This is a genomic window from Mesorhizobium sp. KACC 23794, assembly GCF_052180275.1.
Classification (GTDB): domain Bacteria; phylum Pseudomonadota; class Alphaproteobacteria; order Rhizobiales; family Rhizobiaceae; genus Kumtagia.
In genome coordinates, this window is record NZ_CP197465.1 from 6,625,444 (window position 1) to 6,649,315 (window position 23,872).

The 23,872-nt window shown below is 63.1% G+C and carries 25 protein-coding genes and 3 pseudogenes; 6 read left to right on the top strand and 22 right to left on the bottom strand.

Features of this window, described 5'->3' with window-relative positions:
- Window positions 1-3 precede the first annotated feature (3 nt).
- On the bottom strand, window positions 4-1,242 hold the full coding sequence (locus tag ACSBOB_RS32035; RefSeq protein ID WP_442580050.1) for an ABC transporter substrate-binding protein: 1,239 nt from the start codon (window positions 1,240-1,242) through the stop codon (window positions 4-6).
- A gap of 389 nt (window positions 1,243-1,631) precedes the next feature.
- On the opposite strand from ACSBOB_RS32035, the gene ACSBOB_RS32040 reads away from it, so the two are divergent.
- Window positions 1,632-2,675 carry a LacI family transcriptional regulator gene (locus ACSBOB_RS32040; protein WP_442580051.1) on the top strand — a complete coding sequence of 348 codons (1,044 nt, stop codon included), beginning with the start codon at window positions 1,632-1,634 and terminating at the stop codon, window positions 2,673-2,675.
- A gap of 60 nt (window positions 2,676-2,735) precedes the next feature.
- Here ACSBOB_RS32040 and gndA read toward each other — a convergent pair whose 3' ends face one another.
- Both gndA and ACSBOB_RS32050 read right to left on the bottom strand, forming a co-directional pair.
- Window positions 2,736-4,172, bottom strand: a complete 1,437-nt coding sequence (gndA, locus tag ACSBOB_RS32045) for an NADP-dependent phosphogluconate dehydrogenase (RefSeq protein WP_442580052.1) — start codon at window positions 4,170-4,172, stop codon at window positions 2,736-2,738.
- Window positions 4,173-4,382: 210 nt separating this feature from the next.
- The gene (locus ACSBOB_RS32050; protein WP_442580053.1) at window positions 4,383-4,703 is read right to left on the bottom strand and encodes a helix-turn-helix domain-containing protein; all 321 of its coding nucleotides are present in this window, start codon (window positions 4,701-4,703) and stop codon (window positions 4,383-4,385) included.
- Window positions 4,704-4,706: 3 nt separating this feature from the next.
- On the opposite strand from ACSBOB_RS32050, the pseudogene ACSBOB_RS32055 reads away from it, so the two are divergent.
- Together ACSBOB_RS32055 and ACSBOB_RS32060 are read left to right on the top strand one after the other, a co-directional pair.
- A pseudogene (locus ACSBOB_RS32055) lies at window positions 4,707-4,766 on the top strand (hypothetical protein); the annotation flags it as partial.
- 9 nt (window positions 4,767-4,775) lie between these two features.
- Window positions 4,776-4,916: a hypothetical protein gene (locus ACSBOB_RS32060; protein ID WP_442580054.1), complete on the top strand. Its 141-nt coding sequence runs from the start codon at window positions 4,776-4,778 to the stop codon at window positions 4,914-4,916.
- An 83-nt stretch (window positions 4,917-4,999) separates the two neighbouring features.
- Here ACSBOB_RS32060 and mnhG read toward each other — a convergent pair whose 3' ends face one another.
- The 10 genes from mnhG to ACSBOB_RS32110 all read right to left on the bottom strand — a co-directional run bounded on the left by mnhG (window position 5,000) and on the right by ACSBOB_RS32110 (window position 12,073).
- Window positions 5,000-5,401 carry a monovalent cation/H(+) antiporter subunit G gene (gene mnhG, locus ACSBOB_RS32065; protein WP_442580055.1) on the bottom strand — a complete coding sequence of 134 codons (402 nt, stop codon included), beginning with the start codon at window positions 5,399-5,401 and terminating at the stop codon, window positions 5,000-5,002.
- Complete coding sequence (locus tag ACSBOB_RS32070; protein ID WP_442580056.1) at window positions 5,398-5,679, bottom strand: K+/H+ antiporter subunit F; 282 nt, start codon at window positions 5,677-5,679, stop codon at window positions 5,398-5,400. Before ACSBOB_RS32070 ends, mnhG begins: the two co-directional genes overlap by 4 nt.
- Window positions 5,676-6,161: a Na+/H+ antiporter subunit E gene (locus tag ACSBOB_RS32075; RefSeq protein ID WP_442580057.1), complete on the bottom strand. Its 486-nt coding sequence runs from the start codon at window positions 6,159-6,161 to the stop codon at window positions 5,676-5,678. Before ACSBOB_RS32075 ends, ACSBOB_RS32070 begins: the two co-directional genes overlap by 4 nt.
- Window positions 6,158-7,777 (bottom strand): monovalent cation/H+ antiporter subunit D, encoded by a 1,620-nt coding sequence (locus tag ACSBOB_RS32080; protein WP_442580058.1) that lies wholly within the window; start codon window positions 7,775-7,777, stop codon window positions 6,158-6,160. Before ACSBOB_RS32080 ends, ACSBOB_RS32075 begins: the two co-directional genes overlap by 4 nt.
- Window positions 7,777-8,118 (bottom strand): Na+/H+ antiporter subunit C, encoded by a 342-nt coding sequence (locus ACSBOB_RS32085; RefSeq protein ID WP_442580059.1) that lies wholly within the window; start codon window positions 8,116-8,118, stop codon window positions 7,777-7,779. Before ACSBOB_RS32085 ends, ACSBOB_RS32080 begins: the two co-directional genes overlap by 1 nt.
- Window positions 8,109-11,024 (bottom strand): monovalent cation/H+ antiporter subunit A, encoded by a 2,916-nt coding sequence (locus ACSBOB_RS32090; RefSeq protein WP_442580060.1) that lies wholly within the window; start codon window positions 11,022-11,024, stop codon window positions 8,109-8,111. The genes ACSBOB_RS32085 and ACSBOB_RS32090 overlap by 10 nt, the downstream gene beginning before the upstream one ends.
- 41 nt (window positions 11,025-11,065) lie before the next feature.
- Window positions 11,066-11,293, bottom strand: coding sequence for a hypothetical protein (locus tag ACSBOB_RS32095; protein WP_442580061.1), 228 nt, complete (start codon window positions 11,291-11,293; stop codon window positions 11,066-11,068).
- Window positions 11,294-11,434: 141 nt separating this feature from the next.
- Window positions 11,435-11,692, bottom strand: coding sequence for a hypothetical protein (locus tag ACSBOB_RS32100; RefSeq protein ID WP_442580062.1), 258 nt, complete (start codon window positions 11,690-11,692; stop codon window positions 11,435-11,437).
- Between the two features lies 1 nt (window position 11,693).
- Window positions 11,694-11,828 carry a hypothetical protein gene (locus ACSBOB_RS32105; RefSeq protein ID WP_442580063.1) on the bottom strand — a complete coding sequence of 45 codons (135 nt, stop codon included), beginning with the start codon at window positions 11,826-11,828 and terminating at the stop codon, window positions 11,694-11,696.
- Window positions 11,813-12,073: a hypothetical protein gene (locus ACSBOB_RS32110; protein ID WP_442580064.1), complete on the bottom strand. Its 261-nt coding sequence runs from the start codon at window positions 12,071-12,073 to the stop codon at window positions 11,813-11,815. Before ACSBOB_RS32110 ends, ACSBOB_RS32105 begins: the two co-directional genes overlap by 16 nt.
- A 309-nt stretch (window positions 12,074-12,382) precedes the next feature.
- Here ACSBOB_RS32110 and ACSBOB_RS32115 point away from each other — a divergent pair, with 309 nt between their 5' ends.
- Window positions 12,383-13,204: an IclR family transcriptional regulator gene (locus ACSBOB_RS32115; RefSeq protein ID WP_442580065.1), complete on the top strand. Its 822-nt coding sequence runs from the start codon at window positions 12,383-12,385 to the stop codon at window positions 13,202-13,204.
- A gap of 100 nt (window positions 13,205-13,304) precedes the next feature.
- On the opposite strand, the pseudogene ACSBOB_RS32120 reads toward ACSBOB_RS32115, so the two are convergent.
- From ACSBOB_RS32120 to ACSBOB_RS32160, 9 genes and pseudogenes are all read right to left on the bottom strand, one after another.
- Window positions 13,305-14,545 (bottom strand): annotated as a pseudogene (locus ACSBOB_RS32120) (acyl-CoA dehydrogenase family protein).
- A gap of 31 nt (window positions 14,546-14,576) precedes the next feature.
- Entirely contained in the window at window positions 14,577-15,644 is a 1,068-nt protein-coding gene (locus tag ACSBOB_RS32125; RefSeq protein WP_442580066.1) for a phosphotransferase family protein, read from the bottom strand.
- Window positions 15,645-16,050: 406 nt separating this feature from the next.
- On the bottom strand, window positions 16,051-17,172 hold the full coding sequence (locus ACSBOB_RS32130; RefSeq protein ID WP_442580067.1) for an ABC transporter substrate-binding protein: 1,122 nt from the start codon (window positions 17,170-17,172) through the stop codon (window positions 16,051-16,053).
- Window positions 17,069-18,835 carry a TonB-dependent receptor domain-containing protein gene (locus ACSBOB_RS32135; RefSeq protein WP_442580068.1) on the bottom strand — a complete coding sequence of 589 codons (1,767 nt, stop codon included), beginning with the start codon at window positions 18,833-18,835 and terminating at the stop codon, window positions 17,069-17,071. Before ACSBOB_RS32135 ends, ACSBOB_RS32130 begins: the two co-directional genes overlap by 104 nt.
- A gap of 144 nt (window positions 18,836-18,979) precedes the next feature.
- The gene (locus tag ACSBOB_RS32140) at window positions 18,980-19,237 is read right to left on the bottom strand and encodes a (2Fe-2S)-binding protein (protein WP_442580069.1); all 258 of its coding nucleotides are present in this window, start codon (window positions 19,235-19,237) and stop codon (window positions 18,980-18,982) included.
- A 281-nt stretch (window positions 19,238-19,518) separates the two neighbouring features.
- Window positions 19,519-19,896, bottom strand: coding sequence for a hypothetical protein (locus ACSBOB_RS32145; protein ID WP_442580070.1), 378 nt, complete (start codon window positions 19,894-19,896; stop codon window positions 19,519-19,521).
- A 129-nt stretch (window positions 19,897-20,025) separates the two neighbouring features.
- Window positions 20,026-20,166 carry a hypothetical protein gene (locus tag ACSBOB_RS32150; protein WP_442583897.1) on the bottom strand — a complete coding sequence of 47 codons (141 nt, stop codon included), beginning with the start codon at window positions 20,164-20,166 and terminating at the stop codon, window positions 20,026-20,028.
- Between the two features lie 102 nt (window positions 20,167-20,268).
- Window positions 20,269-21,074 (bottom strand): annotated as a pseudogene (locus tag ACSBOB_RS32155) (IS701 family transposase); the annotation flags it as partial.
- 32 nt (window positions 21,075-21,106) lie between these two features.
- Window positions 21,107-22,045: a helix-turn-helix domain-containing protein gene (locus tag ACSBOB_RS32160; protein ID WP_442580071.1), complete on the bottom strand. Its 939-nt coding sequence runs from the start codon at window positions 22,043-22,045 to the stop codon at window positions 21,107-21,109.
- 608 nt (window positions 22,046-22,653) lie between these two features.
- On the opposite strand from ACSBOB_RS32160, the gene ACSBOB_RS32165 reads away from it, so the two are divergent.
- Together ACSBOB_RS32165 and ACSBOB_RS32170 are read left to right on the top strand one after the other, a co-directional pair.
- A complete protein-coding gene (locus tag ACSBOB_RS32165) occupies window positions 22,654-23,061 on the top strand; it encodes a hypothetical protein (protein WP_442580072.1) in 408 nt (135 codons plus the stop codon).
- A gap of 36 nt (window positions 23,062-23,097) precedes the next feature.
- The gene (locus tag ACSBOB_RS32170) at window positions 23,098-23,724 is read left to right on the top strand and encodes a DUF3011 domain-containing protein (protein WP_442580073.1); all 627 of its coding nucleotides are present in this window, start codon (window positions 23,098-23,100) and stop codon (window positions 23,722-23,724) included.
- Window positions 23,725-23,872 lie beyond the last annotated feature (148 nt).

Below are 23,872 nucleotides of genomic sequence, written 5' to 3' on the forward strand. Positions count from 1 at the left end.
GCGTCAGTCGGCGGCGGCGACGAGGTCGACGAAGCGCTTCTGCGCATCCTCGACGGTCATGGTCGGCGTGTTGAAGAACTCGGCGAAGAGGTCGTTGATGCGGGTCAGCGAGTCGGCCGACATCAACTGGTCCGGCGCCGGGATGACATTGCCCTTGGCGAGGATTTCGAGGCCCTTCTTCATGCAGTCGTTGGCGGCGTTGAGATCGACGTCGCCGCGCACCGGCAGCGAGCCCTTCTTCAGGTTGAACGCAACCTGCGTCGGCTTGCTGAGCATGGTCGAGGCCAGAACTTCCTGCGCCTTGGACTTTTCCTCATCCTTGAGCAGCGGGAAATAGAAAGCATCGCCGCCGGTCTGGATGATGTCGTTGACGCCGAGGCCCGGCAGGCAGGTATAGTCCTTGCCGGCAACCTGGCCCGCCACCTGGAACTCGCCCTGCGCCCAGTCGCCCATGATCTGGCCACCAGCCTGGCCGGAGATGACCATAGCGGTTGCCTGGTTCCATTCCTGAGCGGTCGACTTGGCGGCCATCTTGCGGGCGTTGTCGGCCTGCGCAAACACTTTCGTGATTTCGGGGCCGGCGGCAAATTCGGCGTCCTTGTCGCCGAAAATCTTCTGATAACCTTCTTTGCCGGTCAGCGCCGTCACCAGCACCTGGAAGGCAAGCGTCGTCTGCCAGGACTGCTGGCCGATCGCCAGCGGGATGATGCCGGCCTTCTCCAGCGCCGGAGCGGCGGCGACATATTCGTCCCAGTTCTTCGGCACCGGCACGCCGGCCTTCGCGAAAGCCGCGTTGGACAGCCACAGCCACTGCTGCGAATGGATGTTGACCGGCACGCAATAGATCTTGCCGTCCAGCGTGCAACTGTCGAGCAGGCTCGACGGCTTGATGAAGTCCTTCCAGCCTTCCTTGGTGGCGAGATCGGTGAGATCGCGCATCAGGCCGGCCTGGACGAGCTCCTCGGCCTGGCGGCCATGGTTGAACTGCGTGGCGCCCATCGGGTCGCCGCCGGTGATGCGGCTGATCATGATCGGGCGGGCGGTGCCGCCGGAGCCGGCGATCGCGCCGTCGACCCAGTGATTGCCCGTCGCGTCGAACGCCTTGGCGAATTCGGCGACCGCGGCCGCTTCACCGCCGGAAGTCCACCAGTGAGTGACTTCGAGATCGGCGGCCGAGGCCGGGGCGATTGCGAAAAGTGCGGCGCCGGCCGCAAGCGCGGCGCGATGAAGTCCATAACGCATTCGGCATTCCTCCCTGAACTGAAACGTTACAGTTTTTCCATATGGGATTTGCGGGACCAGCGCAACCCATCCTGACAGAACCGGCGTATTTTTTTCGACGGCCGAATTATATCGTATGAGTCAGGGCTATGCTGCATTGCCGCAAACCTCCCGCATCGCAGTATATGCGCAATTTTTTTGCGCATATGTCCAGAAGGTACGACTTCCAGGCAAGTGTTTTCCAACGAGCGCACGGACGACAGGCATGGCATCGCGTCGTGAGTTGCGGCGGAGAGACGTGCCTCATTGAAATCTGTAACGTTTCAGTTTATCCGGAGCAAATCGGCGGACGACGCATTTGCCGCCGCATGACGATTGCCGTTTGGCCGGACGGCTGATAGGCGGGCTCGATGGATGGCGAGGGTGGGCAGGACCGGGCGGATGAACGGACGGGCGAGGCCTCGCGCCCGACCCTGAAGACCATCGCCTTCATGACCGGCCTCGGCGTCACCACGGTGTCGCGCGCGCTGAAGGATGCACCCGATATCGGCGAGGAGACCAAGAAGCGCGTCCGCCTCGTCGCCCGCCAGGTCGGCTATCGGCCGAACCGAGCCGGCGTGCGCCTGCGCACCGGCAAGACCAATGTCATCAGCCTCGTGCTGGACACCGAGGAACAGGTCGGCGGCTTCGTCTCCGACCTGATCTACGGAATTTCGGAGGAACTGGCGCAGACCCCCTACCACTTGATCGTCACGCCCTACTCGCGCAACAACGATCCCATGGAGCCGGTGCGCTACGTCGTCGAGACCGGGTCGGCCGACGGCATCATCATCTCGCGCACCGAGCCCAAGGACGCACGGGTGCGCTACATGACCGAGCGCGGCTTTCCCTTCGCCACGCATGGCCGCACCGACATGGGCGTCGAGCACCCGTTCCACGATTTCGACAACCGGGCCTACGCCGTCCACGCGGTGCAGAAGCTGGCCGACCTTGGCCGCAGGCGGCTGGCGCTGCTCGCCCCGCCCCCGCGCCTGATGTACCACCACCACATGCGCGACGGTTTCCTCGAGGCCCTGGGCGACGCCAACCTGACGGAGGCGCCGTTCACCGGCGCGACGGTGGATCACTCCATCGACGAGATCCGTGCCCGCATGGTCGAGTTGATGAGCCGTCCCAACCGGCCCGACGGCATCGTGTCGGGCAGCGGCCAGGCAACCTTTGCCTTGGTCGCGGCGGTGGAGGATGTCGGGCTCATCGTCGGCAAGGACGTCGACATCGTCTCGAAACAGTCGTCGCGGCTGCTGCACCTGCTGCGGCCGACGCTCTACGTCGTTACCGAGAGCGTCCGTTTCGCCGGCCGCGAACTTGCCCGTTCCGTGCTGGGCGCGATCGAGGGCAAGGACCCGAAGAGCCTGCAAAGCCTGACGGCGCCGACCAAGGTGGAAGCGCGATAGTTTCCGCGCCTATTCCATGATCGGCACCCGGCAACACGGTCCCCGGACGACGGGCTCACCTCAGGAGAAATCCGCCAGTCCGCTACCCCACGGCCCATGGTGCTTGTCCACGCCGTCCACGCGGTCAAAACCGTGCGCGCCGAAGAAGTCGCGCTGCGCCTGGATGAGGTTGGCGGTGCCGCGCCCACGCCGATAGCTGTCGAAATATCCGAGCGCCGAGGCAAGCGCCGGCACTGCCAGGCCATTGAGCGCGGCGACCGAGACGGTGCGGCGGAGCGCTCCGTCGGTTTCCTTCAGCCGCGCCGCGAAGGCCGGCGTGATCACCAGATTGTCGGCATCGGGTGCTGCGCGGAACGCCGAGGTGATGTCGTCGAGAAACTGCGAACGGATGATGCAGCCGGCGCGCCAGATCTGCGCGATCGTCGGCATCGGCAGGTTCCAGCCGAACTCCTTCGACGCCTCCGCCATCACGGCGAAACCCTGCGCGTAGGCGCCGATCTTGCCGGCCAGCAGCGCGAGTTCCAGGTCGGCGATCAGCTGCTTGCGGTCCAGCGACTTGATCTGGCCGGCGGCGGGCAGACCCAGAATCGTCTCGGCCTTCTCGCGCTGTGCCTTGAACGAGGACAGGCTGCGCGCCGCCACCGCCGCCTCGATGCCGGTCGCCGGCACACCCATGTTCTGCGCCTCGATCGCCGACCATTTGCCGGTGCCCTTCTGCCCGGCCTTGTCGACGATCATGTCGACCATCGGCTTGCCGGTGATCAGATCGGTCGCGCCGAGCACGATGCCGGAAATCTCGATCAGGTAGGATTCAAGCCGGCCCTTGTTCCAGCTGTTGAAGATCTCGCTGCATTCGGCCGCGGAAAAACCAAGCCCGTCACGCAGAATCCCGTAGATCTCGGCGATCATCTGCATGTCGGCATATTCGATGCCGTTGTGGATGGTTTTCACGAAATGCCCGGCGCCGTGCGGCCCGAGCCAGGCGGCACAAGGCTCGCCCTTATATTTCGCGGAGATATCGAGCAGCACTTCTTCGATGCGCTTGAAGGATTGCTCCGTCCCCCCGGCCATGATGGACGGGCCGTGGCGCGCGCCCTCCTCGCCGCCCGACACGCCCATGCCGATGAAGGTCAGGCCGGTGCCGTCGAGTTCGTTGAAGCGGCGCATCGTGTCGCGGAAATTTGCGTTGCCGGCGTCGATGATGATGTCGTTGGCCGACAGCACGCCGCGCAACAGCGCGATCTGCTCGTCCACCGGCTTGCCGGCCTGGGTCATGATGATCACCGGGCGCGGCGGCTCTATCGCCTCGGCCAGCGCCTCGATCGTGTCACAGGGAACGACCATGTCGCGGAGCGGCCCGGCCTCTTCAGCGAACTGGTGGGTGCGCGACGTCGTCCGGTTGTAGACGGCGATGCGATGGCCCTTTTCGGCGATGTTGAGCGCCAGGTTCGATCCCATGACGCCAAGGCCGATCAGGCCGATTTCGGCTTTTTGCATATCGCGCTTCCGCCCTTGCTGCTTGTTGGCTCCGCCCCTTCGTGGGCGGTGGCGGATGTTTGACGCTGCGCGCCGGCTTCGTCAACCGGCGTCGACCGTCTCGTGTCGTGAGCCCGCAAGGCGCCCGATGCGCAACTTGCTAAAGGCGCAAGGCCAGACACCACTGCAGCGCCGCCATGGCGACCTGGCGTGAAATCGCTCACCTCGGTCCTACGGTGAGATCTCATCCGGCAACAGGCTGCTATGGGCGCAGAGACCCAAAATACATGACCGCTCCGAAACGGGAATTGGCTTTAACTCAATGACAACCTCATCGCCGAAGAGCCGTAACGCTTCGGCATTCAAGACTGTGATCGCGTCATAGTTCGTCGTCAGCCATCCGAATTCGGCAAACCGCTTCAAAGCCGCATTGACCTGGCGGCGGGATGCCGACGCCATCGTGCCGACCCCAGTCTGCGTCAACAGGACCTGTTTGACGGCGTCCTTACAAGAAAGGCCAGCCGCGCCGCGTTCCTCAGCGATCAGAGCCATCGCATCACCTTCCACTTCACCCCCAAGCACGTCTCATGGCTCAACCAGATTGAAATCTGGTTCTCCATCCTGGTGCGCAAGCTGTTGCGCCGCGACTCCTTCACCTCCACCGCCGATCTCAAAGATCGCATCGAGCGATTCATCGACTACTTCAACAAGACCATGGCAAAGCCATTCAAATGGACCTGGGCCGGCAAACCTTTGGCCGCATAACCAATGCGGCCATACTTCCACCAGCGTGTACTAGGGGGTCAATTTTGCACGCCGAAACACATCTTGGCGAACGGCGACGCGGTTCATCCTGCGCCGTCGCCGCCTTCGTCCTGCACCGTGTTCCCGCCGGGCCGCCGCAGCAGGGACCGCGTGGGCACGTCCGCCTCCCCCTCCGTCCGGTCGCGGTAGAGAGCCGCGCGGGCGAGAAGCATGAGAGTCACGGGAGTGGTGACGGTGATGAAGAACGCAATCAGCAGTTCGTGGACCACGGCCCGCGAACCGAGCACCGAGAAGAAGACGATCGAGGCGAGCGCGATCGCCGCCGTTCCCCAGCTCGTACCTAGGGTGGGCGCGTGAATCCGCTCGTAGAAGCTGCCGAACCGCAGGGTTCCGATGGCTCCGGCAAGGGCCAGCCCCGCCCCGATCAGAAGCAGAAGAGCGGTCAGCAAGGCCGCCCATAATGGCAGGTCGGCGGCATGGGTCATTCGATCACCTCGCCGCGCATGAGGAATTTGGCGAGCGCCACGCTCGATACGAATCCCAGAACGCCGATGATGAGGGCCGCCTCGAAATAGACCCCGCTGCCGGTGCGGACGCCGACGGTGAGCGCAAGAAGCATCGCACAGACGGACATCGCGTCGAGACAGAGCACGCGGTCCTGCGCGCGAGGCCCGCGGACCACCCGGTAGGCGTAGCAGCCCATGGCCACGACGAGCATGAGCTGCGCGGCGGCGACGGACCAGACGAGGATTTGGGCGCTCATTCGAATATCTCCATCAGCGGCGCCTCGTAACGATTCTTGATCAAGGTGACCCATTCGTCCTTGTCGACGAGGTCCAGGACGTGGATCAGGAGAACGCCGGAAACGGGATCGTATTCGACCCATGCCGTGCCCGGCGTACTGGTGACGATGCACGACAGCACCGCAAGCCCCGTCCGGTCGCGAAGGTCCAGCGGTATCGCGACGAAGCCGGAAACCCGCTCGCGCCAACGGCCCTGGACGATGATGCTGAACACGGCGGCGTTCGACCGCAGGATGTCCAGGGTGACGACCCCGGCCAGCCTCGGAATGACACGCCAGCGCGATATCCGCGGCTTCGACGGCTGAAGGGCGGCCATCGCGCGCGATGCCGCGGCCGCGACGACTCCTCCGAGCACGAACTGTGCGAAGGAGAACGACGTCAGGAGCAGCCACATAAGGAGCAGCGCGGCAGCCAGCAAGGGGTGCGGGAACACGCGGCTCATTCGCTGCTCCCCCTGTCGTCGCCCAGCACTCCCTGGATGTAGCTCGCAGGTTCGTGAAGGGCGCGCGACGCCGCGTCCGTGTAGCGGATGACGGCGCCGCCGCCGACAGTCAGGGCGAAGCAGAGGCCGATCAGCGTCAGGATCGGGGCAACTTCTATCACCAGCACCCGCGGCACCACCGCCTCCAGCGGCGCCCAGAACGTCCGGATGCCCGTGCGCATCATCGCGACGAGCGCCGCCAGTCCGGACACGATGACCAGCCCCATCAGCAGCCAGACGGGCGCCGCGACCTCATCGCCTGCGAGGCCGCCGTCGGCGAGCAGGCCATTGAGCATGGCAAACTTGGCCACGAAGCCGGACAGAGGCGGCAGTCCCGCAAGCAGGAGGGCGATGCAGCCGAACGAGGTTCCAAGGACCGCGAGCGCACCCGGCATCACGATTCCGACTTCCTCGTCCTCGGGCTCTTCGGTTTCCTCCCGCTCGTCACCGTAAGCCTCCATCGTCACCGCCAGAAGGTCAGCTCCCGGTTCGCGCGCGCGCTCCACGAGTTCGATGAGCATGAAGAAGGCGGCGGCGGCGAAGGTCGAGCTGACAAGATAGAACAGCGCTCCCGATACCGCCGCGGCATTCCCGATGCCGATCATCGCGAGCAGCGTGCCCGAAGAAATCATGACGCTGTATCCCGCCAGCCTGCCCATCGACTGCGAAGCCAGCACGCCTGACGTTGCGAAGATCAGGGTCGCAATGCCGCCCCACAGGAGCGCCACGCTTCCGAAACCCGCCAGTTCGCCCGAGACGCCGCCGAAGAGCAGCAGGGAAAGCCGGAGCAGGACATAGACGCCCACTTTCGTGAGGATCACGAATATCGCTCCGACCGGGGCCGCGGCGGCCATGTAGGCTGACGGGAGCCAGAAGCCGAGTGGCCACATGCCGGCTTTGACGAGGAAGGCGACCCCAAGAACCCCCGCTCCGGCTTGCAGGAGCATCCGGTCGCCGGCGGACACCTGCGGGATGCGAAGCGCCAGGTCGGCCATGTTCAGTGTTCCCGTGACGCCGTAGATCAGGCTCACCCCGACGAGGAACAGCAACGACGCAGCCAGGTTGATCGAGATGTAGTGCAGCCCGGAGCGGACCCGGAACGGTCCCGAGCCATGCAGCAGCAGCCCGTACGAGGCTGCGAGCGTGACCTCGAAGAAGACGAAGAGGTTGAAGAGGTCGCCAGTCAGGAACGCCCCGCCGAGACCCATCAGGAGGAACTGGAACAGCGAGTGGAAATGCGGTCCGGCCCGGTCCCACCGCGCGAACGAGAACGCCAGCGCGGCAAGGGCGAGGATGGAGGTCGTGACCAGCAGAAGGGCCGACAGCCGGTCCAGGACGAGGACGATGGCAAACGGCGCTGGCCAGTTGGCGACCGCGTAGGACATCGACAGCGTGTCCTCGCCGTGGCCGTCGGCCATGCGCAGCAGGGCGATCGCCACGACAAGCAGGGTCAACGTGGCGGCCATGCTTACCAGCGCCTTCAGCGTGTGACGCAACTCGTCGACCAGGAGAAGGGCCGCGCCTGCTATCAGCGGCAGCAGGATGGGAACGACGAGCAGATGTGTTTCCCAATCCATCAGTGCGATTCCCGCCCGTCGACGTGGTCGCTGCCGGTGAGGCCGCGGGAAACGAGCAGGACCACGAGCAGGAGGGCCGTGGTGGCAAAGCCGATCACGATCGCGGTGAGCACGAGCGCCTGCGGGACCGGGTCCGCGTAGTCGGCCGGATTCGCAAAGCCGTCCGCTGCGAGCACGGGCGCTGCCCCAACCCGCAGCCTGCCCATGCTGAAGATGAAGAGGTTCACCGCGTAAGAGAGCAGACAAAGGCCAATGACGAGCTGGTAGGTGCGCGGCCTGAACACCAGCCAGACGCCAGATGCGGTGAGGACGCCAATCGCGATGGCGAGTGTCAGTTCCATGCTTGGCGCTCCTCCATATGGCGTTCTTCCTCCTGGCGTGCCGCGCGCAGGCGGCGGATGGACTGGTGCGCGATCGCAATCAGCATGAGGACGGTCGCCCCGACCACGAGGCTGAACACGCCGAGGTCGAAGAGGCTGGCGCTCGCCAGCGGCACCTTGCCCAGCAAGGGCAGTTCGACATACTGGAAATACGACGTCAGGAAGGCGTTGCCGAGGAGCATCGGAACCGCTCCCGTCAGCGCCGCGACCAGGAGGCCGCCGCCGATCCAGACCACTGGGAGGATGCGCAGCCGGTGCTCAACCCACACCGTTCCCGCCGCCATGTACTGGAGGATGAAACCCGCGGCCATGGCGACGCCCGCCGCGAAACCGCCACCCGGAGCGTCGTGGCCGCGCAGGAAGAGGTAGGCGGCAAGCACGATCACCACCGGGAACATCCACTGCATGATCACCGACGGGACATAGAGATACTCGGATGCTGTCGCGTCCGCCCGCCTGTCCGGCTCGGCTTCGTCATACTCTCGCTGTATCAACTGCTGCTCGGGGCGCTGGATGGTGTCCGGCGCCGGTCGAAAGCGCCGCAGCAGCGCGAAGACAGTCAACCCCACGATGCCGAGCACGGTGATCTCGCCCAGAGTGTCGAATCCGCGGAAGTCGACGAGGATCACGTTGACGACGTTGCGTCCGCCGCCTTCGGAATAGGCCTTGTCGAGGAAGAAGCCTGCAATCGTGTCTCCCTGCGCACGGGTCATAACCGCGTAGGAGATGATCGTCATGCCGACACCCGCCAGCACCGCGATCGTCAGGTCGCGCGCGCGCCTGACCCGATCCCACCAGCCGCGGCGCTCGAGCAAGGCCTCGGAGCGCTTGGGCAACCATCTCAGGCCGAGCAGGATGAGGACGGTGGTGACGATCTCGACCACGAGCTGGGTCGCAGCCAGGTCGGGTGCGGAGAGCCAGAAGAACGTGATGCAGGTCACGAGCCCCGTGCATGCGAGCAAAGCGAGCGCCGCCAGGCGGTGGAACTTTGCCTGGTAGGCGGCCGCCAGGGCGCAGCCCATGCCGACGCACCATAGGCCCATGAACGCGAAGTCCATCGTCCCGAGGGATCCGAACCCTACGCCTGACAGCAAAAACGGGGTCGCGCCCGCTGTGATTGCCGCCGCCACCAGCAGGCGCATCTGCGGCTGAAGGCGTCGCGTGCCGAAGAGATCCTCGACGATGCGCGCCCACCTCCAGGAGACCGCGATCGTTGCCTGTTCGAACATGCGCTGGCCGTTTAGCCGGCCGAAGATCGGCGCACTTTCCGCGCGCTCGAGATAGTTCCCGATGAGGAGATACAGGACGCTCCCGGCCGCCAGGGCGGCGACGCTCATCGCCAGCGGCAGGTTGAACCCATGCCAGATCGCCAGGCTGTACTGCGGGGTCGCATCCCCGAGGATCGACGAAACCGCTATGTGCAGGAAGGGTCCCACGGTCAGGCCTGGAACCACGCCGATGACAAGGCACGCCATCACCAGGAACATGACCGGGAAGCGCATCCAGAACGGAGGTTCATGCGGCTCCCTCGGAAAGCTCTCCGGCGGAGCGCCGAGGAAGATCGAGTGAATGAGCCGAATGGAATAGGTGACGGCCAGCGCGCTCCCGAGCACTGCCGCATAAGGCGCGATCGTGTCGACCCATGAGTCCTCATGGGTCTCTATTGCCTCCGCGAAGAACATCTCTTTCGATAGGAACCCATTGAGCAAAGGAACGCCCGCCATCGCGGCGCTCGCGACCATGGCCAGCGTTCCCGTGATCGGCATGTAGCGGAACAGGCCTGACAGCCGCCGAAGGTCACGCGTTCCGGCCTCGTGGTCGATGATCCCTGCGGCCATGAACAGCGATGCCTTGAACGTGGCGTGGTTCAGCATGTGGAAAATCGCCGCGACCGCTGCGAGCGGACTGCCAAGGCTGAGCAGCATGGTGATTAGACCAAGATGGCTTATCGTCGAGTAAGCCAGCATTCCCTTCAGGTCTTGCTGGAACATCGCCAGGTACGCCCCCAGTACCAGCGAGGCCATGCCCGCCAGGCCCAGGATGACGAACCATTCCGGCGTGCCCGACAGCACGGGCCACAGGCGCGCCATCAGGAACACGCCAGCCTTGACCATGGTCGCGGAGTGCAGGAACGCCGACACGGGCGTCGGGGCAGCCATGGCGTTTGGCAGCCAGAAATGGAACGGAAACTGCGCGCTTTTCGTGAGCGCGCCCAGAAGGACCAGAAGCAGCGCCGGGACGTAGAGATCGCTGGAGCGAATCATGTTGCCCGACGCCAGGACCACGTCGAGGTCGTAGCTGCCGACGACGTGCCCGATCATGAGCACCCCGGCCAACAGCGCCAGGCCACCGATGGCGGTGACCGTGAATGCCATGCGAGCGCCGTCGCGCGCTCTCTGGTTGTGGTGCCAGTAGCCGATAAGCAGGAATGAGAAGATACTGGTCAGCTCCCAGAAGACGACCAGTACGATAAGGTTTCCTGAAAGGACGACGCCCAGCATCGACCCCTTGAACGCCAGGAAGAACAGATAGAAGCGCCGGACCGGATCCTCCGGGGAGATGTAGTAGCGGGTATAGATGACGACGAGGAAGCCGATGGCGCTGACAAGAAGGGCGAAGATCCAAGCGAACCCGTCCATCCGCAGCGTGAAGTCGAGGCCTAGCGAGGGCATCCACGTGATGTCGTAGCGAATCGATCCGCCAGAGGCGACCGCGGGATAAAGCGACAGGATCAGTGCCGTGCATGCGAGCGTCGTCAGCCCCGCGAGCCATGTCACAGGAGTGCGCGAATCCGTTGGGAGGAGCACCGCCGCAATGCCTGCCAGAAACGGCAGCGCCACGATGAACAATAGCGGGTAGTGCTCCATTACGCTCCTTGCTTCTGCCAGACGATCAGGTTCTTAAGCCATCAGCGCTGATCCGCCAATGACAGGAAAGGTCTTAGCTCCCGCAAGGCGGCCACCGCCGGAACGAGACCGCTCACCCCACCCACCTCGACGCCCAGCACGTCGACCCACGGCGGTTCTTCCATCCCCGTTCCGGCAACGCGAACGCGTTCCCCGGCGGCCTGGCCCAGCCTGAGTCGCTTCAGGTCGCCTGTCGATACCATTGTCGCCGGGTCTGGCGGGTAACTCATGCGTAGCTCCTACTCCTCGACAGAGTTCCAGCAGTAAGAGCGCTGTCGGATGGACTTCGTGCGTTACCAGCCGCACGCCAAGCGGCGAAAGGCCCAGGATCATCGGGGCCGCGGACTTCGGCAGGCACGAAATGCGGCTTGTCATAATATGCCCCGCGGACGAGCCTCAATGCAGGCTTGGGCTATGTCACGAGCGCTCTGCGCATCGTAGTGCGCGAGCGCGCGAACGATCCGTTCGCAATCGGCGTCGAACTCGGCAATCCGAGTTCGCGAGCCGCTGACAAGCGTCGCGAGCTGACGCTCTTGTCCCGGCGCGAAGTGGAAGAGGTTCCTTCGGGTGCTGTGCACCGTGTAGGTCACGGCATAGTGACCGGCACTGAAATCATCGGGAGCGGCCATATCACGGACCCTCCCCTGCATCGGCGACGATGGTGTCGGCCTTCGCGATCGCCGCCTGTGCCCGCGGCAGCCAGCGCTCGAAATCATGCTGCGACAGGCCCATCTTCTGCGCGGGTTCTCTCAGCAGCGCAAGCAATCTGCCGAACGTCTCCGCCTTGCGCTGAACGGTTTCTTCAAATCGCTCTGGAATGGGGGTCCGGACCGGCGTCCCCTCCACGGGCCGGTGACATAGGTCTCGCCGGGTGTGTCGACGTCCTCCTTGCCGTCCTCCCATCTGTCGTCGATGGCGAGCCGGCAAGCCTCCTCGGGATTTGCAGCCTCGTATGTGCGTCGGCGATAGACCGGCAGATGATAGGTGGTTTCCACCTTGAATAACGGCATGACATGCTCCCTTTGGTTTGCAACGACGGTGTGGTTTGGCCCGCAGCAACTGCGGGCTGGCCGGCTCCAACGACTTGCCCTCGGTAACCGGTTCTTCCAGGAGAACCTCAGGGCGGCCAGCGACCGCCGTGCCGAGCGGCGCCCGAGGGCTCTGCCCGCAGGCACTCTTTTCCGCCTCCAACATCGCGATGGGGTCGAACGGCGATGCGCGGATATGGTGTGAGCAACATGGGGAAGGCGCTGCACGGCTCGCCCTCCGCTGGGATATAGTTCATATGTCCGCATCGATGCGTTGATTAGGTAGCCTTCATGACCGATCCGTCATTCACCGACAAAGTGCGCAGCGTCTTCGAACCGATCGAGGTGAGCGATTCGTCGCGCAAGCAGGTTGGCGCCGTGGTCGCCGCGGCCAGCGTCGTCGACACATTGTGCAAGGAGAAGACGCCGTTGCGCATGACGACGATGGCCCGACGGCTGGGCATCGCGCCAAGCAGTTGTTTCAACATCCTGCGCACGCTGACGCAGGAGGGCATCGTTAGCTTCGATCCCAAGGCGAAAACCTATTCGATCGACCTGGGGCTGGTTTCGATCGCGCGCAACTATCTCACTCCAGGCGGCAGCCTGCGCGTCGTCGGCCCCCTGCTCGAGGAGTTTGCCCGCTTGCGCGAGATCACACTGGTCATCTGGCGGCGCGCCGGCCACCATATGATGGTGGTGACCTATTTCGACAATGGTTCCGCCGTCCGGGTCCACATCGAGCCGGGCGTGCGCTTTCCGATCCTGGGCGGCGCCATGGGGCGGATCATGGCCGCCCGCGGCGGTCTGTCGAGTCGCGAATTGAAGCAGTATTTCTCGCGTGTGAAGTGGGAAGTGCCGATCGGCTTCGACGAGTTCATCGCCGAAGCCGAACTCGCCGGAAAGCGGGGCTGGGCTTTCGATTCCGGGTCCTTCAACTCCGGCATCGCCACCATCTCAACGCCCATCGACGACGGAAGCGAGCAGGTCGATGCAGTGCTGAGCGCGACCATGTTCTCCGGACAGCACAGTGAGGACATGATCAACACCATCGCCTCGGAGCTCTGCGAGGTGGCCAAGCTGTTGGCCAGCGTCAAGATTTCGCGAACTTTCTAGCCGAATTGCAAGCCGGCGCACCGCATCGGGTGCGGCCAGGCGCATACGATTCGCACGCAGCTGTCTGTCCCGAGGCTCCAAGGACCTCGGGCGAAGCCTGCTAACGCCCGGTCTCGGAGGAGCCGGCGTACCGGGCATATTCCAGCCGCGCGACGGTCCTAGCGTGAACCTCGTCGGGCCCGTCGGCGATGCGCAACGCCCGGACGCGTGCGAACAGGGCTGCGGTGCCTGCCTCCGAATCGAGGCCGCCGGCGCCGAACGACTGGATCGCGTCGTCGATGATCCTGAGCGCCATCGCCGGTGCAGCGACCTTGATCATGGCGATCTCGCGCCGCGCTTCCTGATTGCCGACCTTGTCCATCATATCGGCAGCCTTCAGCGTCAGCAGCCGCGCCATGTCGATGTCGATGCGGGCCTTGGCGACACGCTGCTCCCAAACCGAATGCTCCGACAGCATCTTGCCGAAGGCGCGCCGGCCGAGGAGGCGGCGCACCATCTTCTCCAGCGCCACCTCGGCCATGCCGATGATGCGCATGCAATGATGGATACGGCCGGGGCCTAAGCGCCCTTGCGAAATCTCGAAGCCGCGCCCCTCGCCCAGGATCAGGTTCGCGGCCGGGACCCGGACATTCTCGAACGTCACCTCGTAGTGCCCGTGGGGGCATCGTCGTAGCCGAAATTGGTGACCATTCGGCCCAGACGGATTCCCGGCGTATCGACGGGGACGAGCAACTGGCTCTGCTGCTTATACCGAGGGGCTTCGGGGTCCGTCTTGCCCATGACGATGAGAAGTTTGCAACGTGGATCGCCAAGTCCCGACGTCCACCATTTGCGGCCATTGACGACGTAGGAATCCCCGTCACGCTCGATCCTCGTCTGGACATTGGTAGCGTCGGACGAGGCGACGTCGGGTTCGGTCATCGAGAAGGCCGAGCGGATTTCCCCGGCCATAAGAGGCCTCAGCCATTCCTGACGCTGCGCAAGGGTGCCGTATCGGTGCAGCACCTCCATGTTCCCCGTATCCGGCGCCGAGCAGTTGAACACCTCGGAGGCCCACGTGATGCGGCCCATCTCCTCGGCAAGCGGGGCATATTCCAGATTGGTCAGGCCCACTCCGCGAAATTCCTCGGTATCATGCTCCGGAGATGGCGGCAGGAAGAGGTTCCAGAGCCCGGCTGACTTCGCCTGCGCCTTCAGGGACTGAAGGATTTCGGGCTGCTGCCAGCGCGTCCTGGCAAGCTCCGCATAATAGGCGGGAACCGCGGGAGCGACATGCTCCTGCATGAAGGTGCGCACGCGCGCCAGCATGTCCCGCTGGCGGGGAGAGTGGTCGAAGTCCATCCAAAAAGTCCTCTCGATCTGATGCCTGCGTTCAATCCTCGAGCCAATCGAGGGCACGGCGCAGCAACGCGATGGCCGATTGATGCAGCCGCCGGCCCGTCGCCAGATCCGCCTCGCCGGCCTGGGCGCGGGCATAAGTCCCTTCGAGGATGATCGCCAGCTTGTAGCAGGACAGGATCTCGAACCACCTCAGGTCGCCGAGATCGCGTCCCGATACCTGTCGATAATGCTCGATCAGTTCGTCCCGGTCGGGGAAGCCGTCCCACGGCTCCACCCGCATGCTCATCGGGACACGGCCCTCCCTGTCCGGCCAGGTGGAAAGGATACGCCCCATATCCACAAGCGGATCGCCGAGCGTGGCCATCTCCCAGTCGACGATCGCCGTCACTTCTCCGCCGGGACCGTAGATCACGTTCCCGATATGATAGTCGCCATGGATGATGCCGGGCTTGAATGTCCCCGGAAGGTTCGCGTCAAGCCATTTCCCGATGGCATTGACGCCGACGAGTTCGTCACGTCCCGTCCATCCCGTGTGCCTCGCATAGCCGTCGAGATGTGCCGCCCAGCGGCCGACCTGCCGTTCGAGGAAACCGTCCAGCTTGCCGAAATCCGCAAGGCCGAGCGCCGAGGGATCCACCCTGGAAAGCTCCGACAGCGCCGTCACCAGAGACAGCCCCATCGCATGGCGGATCCTGCCGTCACGCCGCATCTCGTCGGACGGATCGACGGTGGCGTTGAAACCGTCGACCGCGCGCATCACGTAGAAGGAGGCCCCGAGTATCACCGGATCGTCGCTGCCCGCGACGAATGGCGGGTGGCGGACATCCGTGTCCCCCAGCGCTGCCAGGAGGCGTGCTTCCCGCATCATCGTGCGGTTGCTTTCTGGCCTAAGGTGCACCGGCCCGCGTCGCAGCACGAAGTCGCCGTCCCCGCGGGCGAAGCGTATCAGTATGTTCTGCGTGCCGCCGGGCAGCTTGACCGCGTCGTGGATCGGGCCTTTGCCCACGCCGACAGAATCCAGCCATTCAGCCAGACGAGCAAGGTCGATACCGTGCGCGGCGAAGATCTGCGACGCCCTATCCGAGCCGGAGTTGAGCATCCGAAAATCCTTCTCAGGGAAGCGCGCGCATGTCTGGCAGTGCCCAACGCCTAGGCCCAGCGGCTGCGCCGTAGATTCCATTTGTAGTATGATGCCGCATCGTCAGTCGTTCGCGGTTGATCGGTTGCGTCGGGCGCCTCGAGGCGTCGGGCCAATCCACTGTTCGTCTTGCGGCATGTCGTGCTCGGCATGCCACCGCCACGCGACCGCTGCGGCTTTCGGGAACGGCGACGGCTCGACAAAGGTGCTATCGTTCGTCTCCGGGCTCTAGCGGCTCATCCAGTCTTCCTTTCATCGCCATTCGACTGGCACTTGCCTGCGTGAACGCATCGCCTTGGTGCGAGGAGCCCGCTCAAGCCGAGCGGAACAAGGCAGCGGTGTGCCCTCGCCCCTCGCCCATGCCGCCTCACATCTTGTAGGGCTCGCCCGGTGCCGGCGGTTCGAGGACGGCTGCCTCGTCGTAGACCGTGACATTGCTCACCTTGTAGAAGGGTTCGTCGGGCGCCGGCCCAAGATTGCCGACGACCGCCATGCCATGACCCTGGTGGTCTTCCTTGCGGATCGTGTATGGGCCGGTCATGGTGTCGTAGGTGAGGCCTTCGAGCGCGGCGATCACGTTGACGGTCTCGGTCGAATCCGCCTTCTTGATTCCCTCCAGCAGCCCAAGCATCGGGCGATGCCCCATGCTGGCGGTCAGGCCGACAGGATACTTGTCGCCCGTCATCGCGACATATTGCCGATAGACTTCCTGGCTGAATGCGTTCGACGTGAACGGTTCCGAATTCGGATACCAGGCGCCGGGCGACCAGATGTTGTCCGGCGTGTTCTCCTTCATGGCTCGCGCGATTACCAGATCCGTGCCGCCCTCTCCGATGACCTTCAGCTTCTTGGTCAATCCGACCGAACGCGCCTGCTGCAGGAAAGCAATCGCCGGCCCGACCAGGATGCCGAGATAGAGCCCCTCGATGTCCGAGTTCATGAACTGGCCTATCTCGATCTTGAAGTCCGGCGCCGTGGGACTGACCAGCACGGGCGCGGCAAAACTGATCTCGGCCTTCGATGTCTGGCGAACGCCAGCCTCGAACGCCGCTGCGGCATCGCGTCCAGCCTGTGAGTCGAAGCAGATCGATGCCCATTTGCCGACGTCCGGAAATTTCCCGCCAAGCACCTGCCCGAGGCCACGGTAGATCATGCCCGCATGCGGATGGGTCCGGAAGAAATTCGGCGAGAAATTCTCGTGCGTGACCGACAGGGCCGACGCACTGCCGAGACAGGCGATGTTCGATTCCGGAAGCAACGGCATGATCGCGAGCGCCATCGGCGACTGTGCGCCGCCGATCATGAGATTGATGCCGCTGCCTTCCAGGTCGCGCAGTGCCGCGACTGCGCCCTGGGCGTTGCCCTTGTCGTCGGCGACAGTGAGTTCAACCGGCCGGCCGCCGATCCCACCCGCCTTGTTGAAGCTTTCGATCGCGACTTTGGCGCCGGCCAGGGCCGCCTCGCCCGCCTGGGCCTGCGGCCCCGACATTGGCAGCATGGCACCTAGGCTTGCCGTACACGACCTGGGAGTTCAGCTCCGTATTCGACTCCTCGAGATAGTCGAGCCTTCCCCCTAGGGTGACGAACCAGGTCGGCGCGAACTCGTAGGTCGCCCCGCCGAACATCGCCAGATTCGACGTCTCGCGGTTCTGGTCGTCGTCGAGCTGGTAGATCAGGCCCGGATAATAGTCAGGGTAGGGCTCGGCGATGAAATGCGACGCGCCTTTGAAGACTTGGCGGCTAGCGAACACTCCCGCCACCCACTTCCAGCGGTTGGCCTTATGGTTCAGGCGCATCTCCTGGGTGGCTATGTAGTCGTCATCCGTGCCCCAGATGCCGGTGACGTAACCAGGTGTGTCCGCATCGACAGAACTGCGCTCGTTGATGCCGTATGACAGGCTGGTCAACGAGGTGAAGCGCAGCGCATCGGAAAAATCGTGCGTGATCTCCAGGCCGGCATTGTGGACCTCCGTGGCCCGGAATTCCGTATAGGTATCCGGGTTGTTGTTGAAGTCGCCGCGCCCGTCATAGAGGCCGACCAGCCGGTCGTTCGGTCGGTCCTTCGAGTAAGAATAGGTCAGCAGGGCGCGCGTGTCCGGCATCTCGGTCGGGGTGATGAGAAGCTTGGCGCGGATTGTGCCGCTGATGTATGTGATCAGCTTGTCGTAACCGGCGTAGCGCTGGAAGTTCGAGTAGTCCACGTCCGTTTCGAAACGCTCAAACGCGCCGGATATGCGCAGTGCAACCTGATCCTCGACAACAGGCGTGTTCACGACGAAGCCAGTTCCCACCAGATCATTGCTGCCAACAGTGCCGGACAGTTCAACTTCCTTATCGAAGGTCGGATCCTTGGACTTCACGTAGATCGCGCCGATCATGGCAGCGCGGCCAGACAGCGTTGACTGCGGGCCGCGGTAGACCTCGACCTGCTCGGCATCCCAGAGGTTCCTCGCACCGAAACGAGAATTGTAGCGGGTCTGGAGAATGCCATCGAAATAGAGGGAGCCGGCCGGCCCGCCGGAAGGCACGAAGCCTTCGGAACTCATGCCACGAATGACAAAGCCGGAGTTGACCGTTGCGCTGGCCTGCACATTCCCAAGCCGCCGAAAGCTGCCCCGCGTATTCCAGATTTCGCCGTCCTCGATGTCTTTGGCGGTCACAATGCCAACGCTCGCGGTCGTAGCATCGAGGGTCGTTGCGTTTTTGGCACCATATATGACGATAGGATCGAGTATCGTCGCTCCATCTTCGCCGGTGGTATAGGCAACGCTGTCGGCAGAAGCGGTGTTGATGCCGAGCACGACTTGACTGCCGCCGGCGAAGCGAGCGCTCAATCCCGTCCCGGCCAGGACGGCGTCGAGCGCCTGGGCAGGCGTGAGATTGCCGCTGACGCCGCGCGTGGACTTGCCGCTAGCGAGGTCGGCATCGAACAGAATTTGCAGACCCGACTGCGCTGCTAGTCGATTGAGAGCCGGGGTTAGCGGGCCGGCGGGAACGGTAATGGATTGTTGTGCGGTCTGCGCGGGAGCTGGGGTTTGTGCGGCGGCCGGAATTGTCCAGCCGAAAGCCAGTATGGTGCCGGCGAGAAGGGCGGAACTCCACCGACCGGGCACATTCCCGGGTTTTGTTGTCGTCAGTCCCAGTGCAGCCACTACAACCCCCGTTCTGGCGGCGTTCAAGCCGCCGCAGTCGATCACTTCGAGCGGGTTCTTTTATCCGCTCACCATTGTGACGATCACGGATCGCGGTTTGGGATTGTCGCCTTGAAAAAACTTGCGTCTAAATATCAAGTTTACTCAGGCTGCGCTATCGATTGGCGAACCGAAGCGGCGGCGCATTGCGTCCAGCAGTTCGTTGTCGCGCTCGGCCGCGTTCTTCAAAACGCAGGTCGAACACAATTTGCCGCCTTCCACGGTGTAGAAGCGGCAACAGCCGCCCCGCGCGCGAAACGTCCAGGACAGCAGTTCGCGCTGCCCCTCGTCGCGCAACGTCAGGTCAAAATAGTGGAGCTGGCGATTGAAAAGCGGGGAGCCGGGCTGCTTGAGGATGGTCATGGCCAACGCCTTGGACTGCTCCAGCCGATCAAAGCGCCGGCCGGCGTCGAGGAAACGGCCGGCGATCGCATCCGCGCCCAGACGCCTAAGCGCGTTGCGCGGCAGGCCAGTCCTGGCGTGGAGTTGGGTGACAAGCGGACGAAGATGCGCCTCTGCGGCGTGGCGATAGACTTCGCACCGGTCGAAGTCCGGCAGTGCCGTCGTATCGGTACCGAAAGTATTGCCCTTGCCGCCCGCACAGAAAGCGGGGGACAGATGGCGGACATGGGCGCGTCTCACCTCTAAGACGCGGCCGTCATGCTCCAACGGCGCGGTATAGAATTGCAGCGCGAACTGGGAGGGTGACAGGTCGGCGACGATCCCAAGCCGGCGAAGAGCGGGACAGTCGCAATCGAGAAAATGTAGCAGTAGTCCACCACCATGGCCGCCGCGCAGGTCTTGCGGTCAGCGCAGCGGTGAAAGGAGCCTTGATAGTCGAGATATTCGTCGATCGCAGTATCACTGGCGAAAAGCCTCTCAGCCGTGATCCAGCCCGGTTCAAGATCACCAAACTCGATCCGCACCTCCGGCCACATGCCCGACTGGGCTGCGAGCGCGGTCCGCACGAAGTCGTGGGAAACCGCTTCTCCAATGCGCTCCTGCCCTGCCTCGATCCCCACCTACCCGGCTCCTTCACGGCAATTTTGCGAAGACCGCCGACCGCGCCGGCCAATATCGATATGTCTCCTGATACTGTGACGATTGCAGATGCGGATTGGGGACTGCGGTCGCAAAAAATGCGAGACCTTTTAGGGCCTTTCTGGCGAGTTCAAGGAGCCCATGACACTGCCCCCGTTCCACAGCTTGATGATCGCCGGAATGTCGAGTCCCTTCTTGTGCTGCATGAGCGCGAAGCCCTCCGCCAGCGCCTGAAGCACGCCGTACTCCATACCGTTGTGGACAGTCTTGATGTAGTGGCCCGAGCCGTGGCGGCCGACCAGACCCCAGCCCGTACTCGGCGATGGCGCGAGGGTCTCGAAGATTGGGAGAAGACGGGTCACCGTTTCCTGACGCCCGCCGATCATCATTCCGTACCCGAATTCGTTGCCCCAGATGCCGTTGCTCGTGCCAATGTCGAGGAACTCCACATGGCCCTTGGCAGCGCGTTTAAGTGCCATTCCGATATCGCCGACGCCGTAGACACTGTCGGCTGCAACCCAGGAAAAGGGCATGTTCGACGCGATGGCTCGCTCGATCATGGCGAGCGCCAGCGCCGGCTTGGTGGCAAAGCCAACATTGTCAGGCACATGGGTCCTGTCCGTACGGTCCCGGTCATCCGTCCAGGCGTTCGGCAGATAGAGCGCCCGGTCGATGAAGGCATGACCGTGCCGCGACATACAGGATGCGAACACACCGATCTGGCAATTGGTGATCTTGCCTGCTGAGCCCGTGTATTGCCGACCGACCCCGCATGAGGCCTTCCTGCTTGAGAAACCCGATCTCATCGATGACGAGCACCGCATCAGGATCGGCCAGCGTCTCCGACGCGTAATCGCGCACGATGCCGCACACAGCATCTGCATCCCAATGCCCGCGGCCGAGAATGGCCTGTTGCCGCCACGGGCCGTTCGCCGGGCAAACGATTCACCGGATCGTTTGCTTTTCCAGCTCACCCCCCGGCGGCTTCCGCTCGCATCCACCCGGTCTTGCGGCGTTCCTCACCAAGCAGGCCATCCAGAAACTGTCCAGCCGAGATCGCGACTCTTGCTTGCCGGAACAACGGCCGCATACGCGTCTTCACATCTCGCAACGAAGACGCCCAAAGATAGAGCGTCGCCCCGATCGCCAATCCCGTCATCCATCATCTCCGAATTATGGAACCCCATGGATTCAGAAATCCTCTGAAAACGCAACTGTAATGCTGGTTCTAGTCCGGCGACGCAAGTCGCTCGGACCCACCAATCTGTGTCGTTTCATCGTGGCCGACATGTGGCTGTGGCTTGCGAAGCCCACCAATTTCGCAATTTGGGCGAATGGTGTGTCGGTCTCGACGATCATGCGCTCCGCCAGGGAGAGCCGAAGGGTCAGTATATACTGATGCGGAGGTTGTCCGGTCGTTTGCCGGAACGCGCGCAGGAAATGGCTGGGCGAGAGGTTCGCCAGCCGAGCCAGCTTCTCGATGGAAAGATCATCCGAAATTCCGGCATGGATGTATTCGTCGATATCCTTCCACACCCGGGTGGAAAGGCCACCGCGGTAAGATGCGACGGGCAGCTGCTGAAGAGAGGAATGGTCGCGCAGTAGATGCGTGGAAAACACGGTGATCAGCGAGTCGAGATAGAGATCGTTGAGCCGCGCTTCCTTCCTGAACTCCTCGCGGATCATCTGTGCGATCATACGAGCCTTCTCGTCGATGAAGCCCTCCTTGGGAGGTCGAAGCTCGAAATCGGAGCGTTGAAACTCCAGTTCGGCGAGGCTGTTCAACTGGTGAGGGCCAAGCGCCAGAAGGAGATTTTCCTTGGGCGAATGCCATCTGGCAAAAAAGTCGGCTGTGGCGGGAATGATTTCAAGGCTTCCGGCCGGGGCGAGGAAACTCGATTTCCGATCGCTGTTGAGCGCAATCTCGCGGTCCGGTTGCGGCGTGAACAACACCAGGGCCATATGAGCGGCGGCTGTGAATTCTATCGCGTTCGGACCGGTTTGGGTCCGTGTGACCGCGCCGCTGCTTCCTTCGAACTTTGCACCCCACGAGTCGGGAACACTTTTGAGTAGGCTCGACATTTTTCGTTTGGCTTGCCCGGGCTGCGCGGCGGCCTGCTGCGAAGGCATGCCCCCCATACACAACGATAAAGCACCTATAAGCGACAGTGACGCAAATCAAAAGGCGTAACGGCTTGAGGTGACAAGGCTTTTCCGAAAGCCCGGACTGCGGCGGATTCCCGCGCGACTTTCGGAACATGACAAGAAATAAGCATATTTGCAGGAAATCGCCGCAATTTCTCCGCTTGCGCACCTGGGCACTTGGCATTGACGGGGCCCTGTGTGCTAACCGCCTGCAAGGAGACGAACCTCAAGCGAGGAAGCAAACACCACCCTGCTTCGGAACAGCGTTCCAAATAGATCCTCTGGATCGAACTTTCCGTCATGAAATCCCGCAAGGATCTTGTTCTCCGCGTAACCGTGCCACGGAACTGGAAGCACCGGACAACCCGGCAGGAAATTTTGCCGCTATCGTCATCGGCAGTTGATGATCAGACAGGGAACTTGAAAATCACGGGATTTCCGGATGCCTGCTTGGTCGGAGGCTTTGATCACCCTCGTGCTGCCGGCCCGGCTGAAGCCTGCCTCGCAAATCTTGCAGGGTTGCGATGGCGTTCTTCGATCGTCGTTTTCAAGCACAAGGATAGATCATGCGTAAGGTAGGCTTGGCAATCATCGTGGCCGCGGTCGTGGCGGTGGCGGGAACCGCATCCGTTGGCGCCCAGAGCGTTGCCGAAGTGAACAAAGCGTTCGACGAACTCTTCGGCGGGCATGCGCCGTATCAGAACTTCTTCGACGCGCTGAAAAAGGCGGTGGCGTCCGACGACAAGGCGGCCGTCGCCGCGATGGTTGACTACCCGTTTCAGGCGCGCATCGGCGGCAAGGCGGTGAAGATCAGGGACGCCGCGCACTTCGTTGCGGATTATGACAAGATCGTCACGGCCAAGGTGAAGCAGGCCGTCGCCAAACAATCCTATGCGACGCTTTTCGCGAATTGGCAGGGTGTCTGCATCGGCGACGGAGAAATCTGGTTTTCCGGCGTCGGCGACGCCAACCTGGTCAGAATCACTGCGATCAACGACTGACGTCCAGGATCAGGGTCGAACAAAGAGGAATAGGTCATGCTCAGATACGTTGCGATTGTTGCACTCGCGTGCACTGCGCCGTGGACGATCCCCGAAGCCAAGGCAGGGGCGACGGTGGAGTGTCAGTCGAGGCACTATCAGTATGACGAATGCTGGGCCGGGCCGCTCAGCAAACCCCAGTTGATCCATCAGGTATCGAGCAGCCCGTGCATCCTCAACCGCACCTGGGGCTACAACCCGAAGAGCAAGTACATCTGGGTCGCTCAGGGCTGCTCGGCGGTTTTTGCCGATGTCGGCGGTTATCATTACGGCCGCGGCGACGACTTCGATCCTCATGCGCGCATGTATGACGACCGGGGCCATGATACGGGTTCGGTGGTGGCGGGCGCCGTTCTGGGCGCTCTGGTCGAGGGCATGGCCAGCGACAAGCACAGGCAGCATGCCCATACGACGAGCAACTATCGTTACAATGACGGGTACAATGGTTGCCATGGCACGGGTTGTCTGGTCGACAACCCGGATGCCGGAGACCAGACGGTCGACAACACGCCTCAGTTCGACAGGGAAGGCGAGCCGAACTTCGACGTGCATGGCAACTACCAGGGCTGTCATGGCGCCGGTTGCCTCGTCGACGACCCCGGTGACACGGACGATGCGGAATGACGGCAGATTTTGAGGAATACCGCATCTCGCGAGAGGAAACCCGCAATGGTCTGTGACGGGCACCTGACTTCACGGGCGTTGGTTCGGGCAACCGCAATATGGCCTTCAGGCGCCTGCGGACCCGCTTCCACAACCTTGAAATCGACCA

Bases quoted from the DNA above. Each gene is read 5' to 3' on its own strand.
- ACSBOB_RS32035 (WP_442580050.1), bottom strand. From the start codon at position 1,242: ATGCGTTATGGACTTCATCGCGCCGCGCTTGCGGCCGGCGCCGCACTT.
- ACSBOB_RS32040 (WP_442580051.1), top strand. From the start codon at position 1,632: ATGGATGGCGAGGGTGGGCAGGACCGGGCGGATGAACGGACGGGCGAG.
- gndA (WP_442580052.1), bottom strand. From the start codon at position 4,172: ATGCAAAAAGCCGAAATCGGCCTGATCGGCCTTGGCGTCATGGGATCG.
- ACSBOB_RS32050 (WP_442580053.1), bottom strand. From the start codon at position 4,703: ATGGCTCTGATCGCTGAGGAACGCGGCGCGGCTGGCCTTTCTTGTAAG.
- mnhG (WP_442580055.1), bottom strand. From the start codon at position 5,401: ATGACCCATGCCGCCGACCTGCCATTATGGGCGGCCTTGCTGACCGCT.
- ACSBOB_RS32070 (WP_442580056.1), bottom strand. From the start codon at position 5,679: ATGAGCGCCCAAATCCTCGTCTGGTCCGTCGCCGCCGCGCAGCTCATG.
- ACSBOB_RS32075 (WP_442580057.1), bottom strand. From the start codon at position 6,161: ATGAGCCGCGTGTTCCCGCACCCCTTGCTGGCTGCCGCGCTGCTCCTT.
- ACSBOB_RS32080 (WP_442580058.1), bottom strand. From the start codon at position 7,777: ATGGATTGGGAAACACATCTGCTCGTCGTTCCCATCCTGCTGCCGCTG.
- ACSBOB_RS32085 (WP_442580059.1), bottom strand. From the start codon at position 8,118: ATGGAACTGACACTCGCCATCGCGATTGGCGTCCTCACCGCATCTGGC.
- ACSBOB_RS32090 (WP_442580060.1), bottom strand. From the start codon at position 11,024: ATGGAGCACTACCCGCTATTGTTCATCGTGGCGCTGCCGTTTCTGGCA.
- ACSBOB_RS32095 (WP_442580061.1), bottom strand. From the start codon at position 11,293: ATGAGTTACCCGCCAGACCCGGCGACAATGGTATCGACAGGCGACCTG.
- ACSBOB_RS32100 (WP_442580062.1), bottom strand. From the start codon at position 11,692: ATGGCCGCTCCCGATGATTTCAGTGCCGGTCACTATGCCGTGACCTAC.
- ACSBOB_RS32110 (WP_442580064.1), bottom strand. From the start codon at position 12,073: ATGCCGTTATTCAAGGTGGAAACCACCTATCATCTGCCGGTCTATCGC.
- ACSBOB_RS32115 (WP_442580065.1), top strand. From the start codon at position 12,383: ATGACCGATCCGTCATTCACCGACAAAGTGCGCAGCGTCTTCGAACCG.
- ACSBOB_RS32125 (WP_442580066.1), bottom strand. From the start codon at position 15,644: ATGCTCAACTCCGGCTCGGATAGGGCGTCGCAGATCTTCGCCGCGCAC.
- ACSBOB_RS32130 (WP_442580067.1), bottom strand. From the start codon at position 17,172: ATGTCGGGGCCGCAGGCCCAGGCGGGCGAGGCGGCCCTGGCCGGCGCC.
- ACSBOB_RS32140 (WP_442580069.1), bottom strand. From the start codon at position 19,237: ATGACCATCCTCAAGCAGCCCGGCTCCCCGCTTTTCAATCGCCAGCTC.
- ACSBOB_RS32150 (WP_442583897.1), bottom strand. From the start codon at position 20,166: ATGGAGTACGGCGTGCTTCAGGCGCTGGCGGAGGGCTTCGCGCTCATG.
- ACSBOB_RS32160 (WP_442580071.1), bottom strand. From the start codon at position 22,045: ATGCCTTCGCAGCAGGCCGCCGCGCAGCCCGGGCAAGCCAAACGAAAA.
- ACSBOB_RS32170 (WP_442580073.1), top strand. From the start codon at position 23,098: ATGCTCAGATACGTTGCGATTGTTGCACTCGCGTGCACTGCGCCGTGG.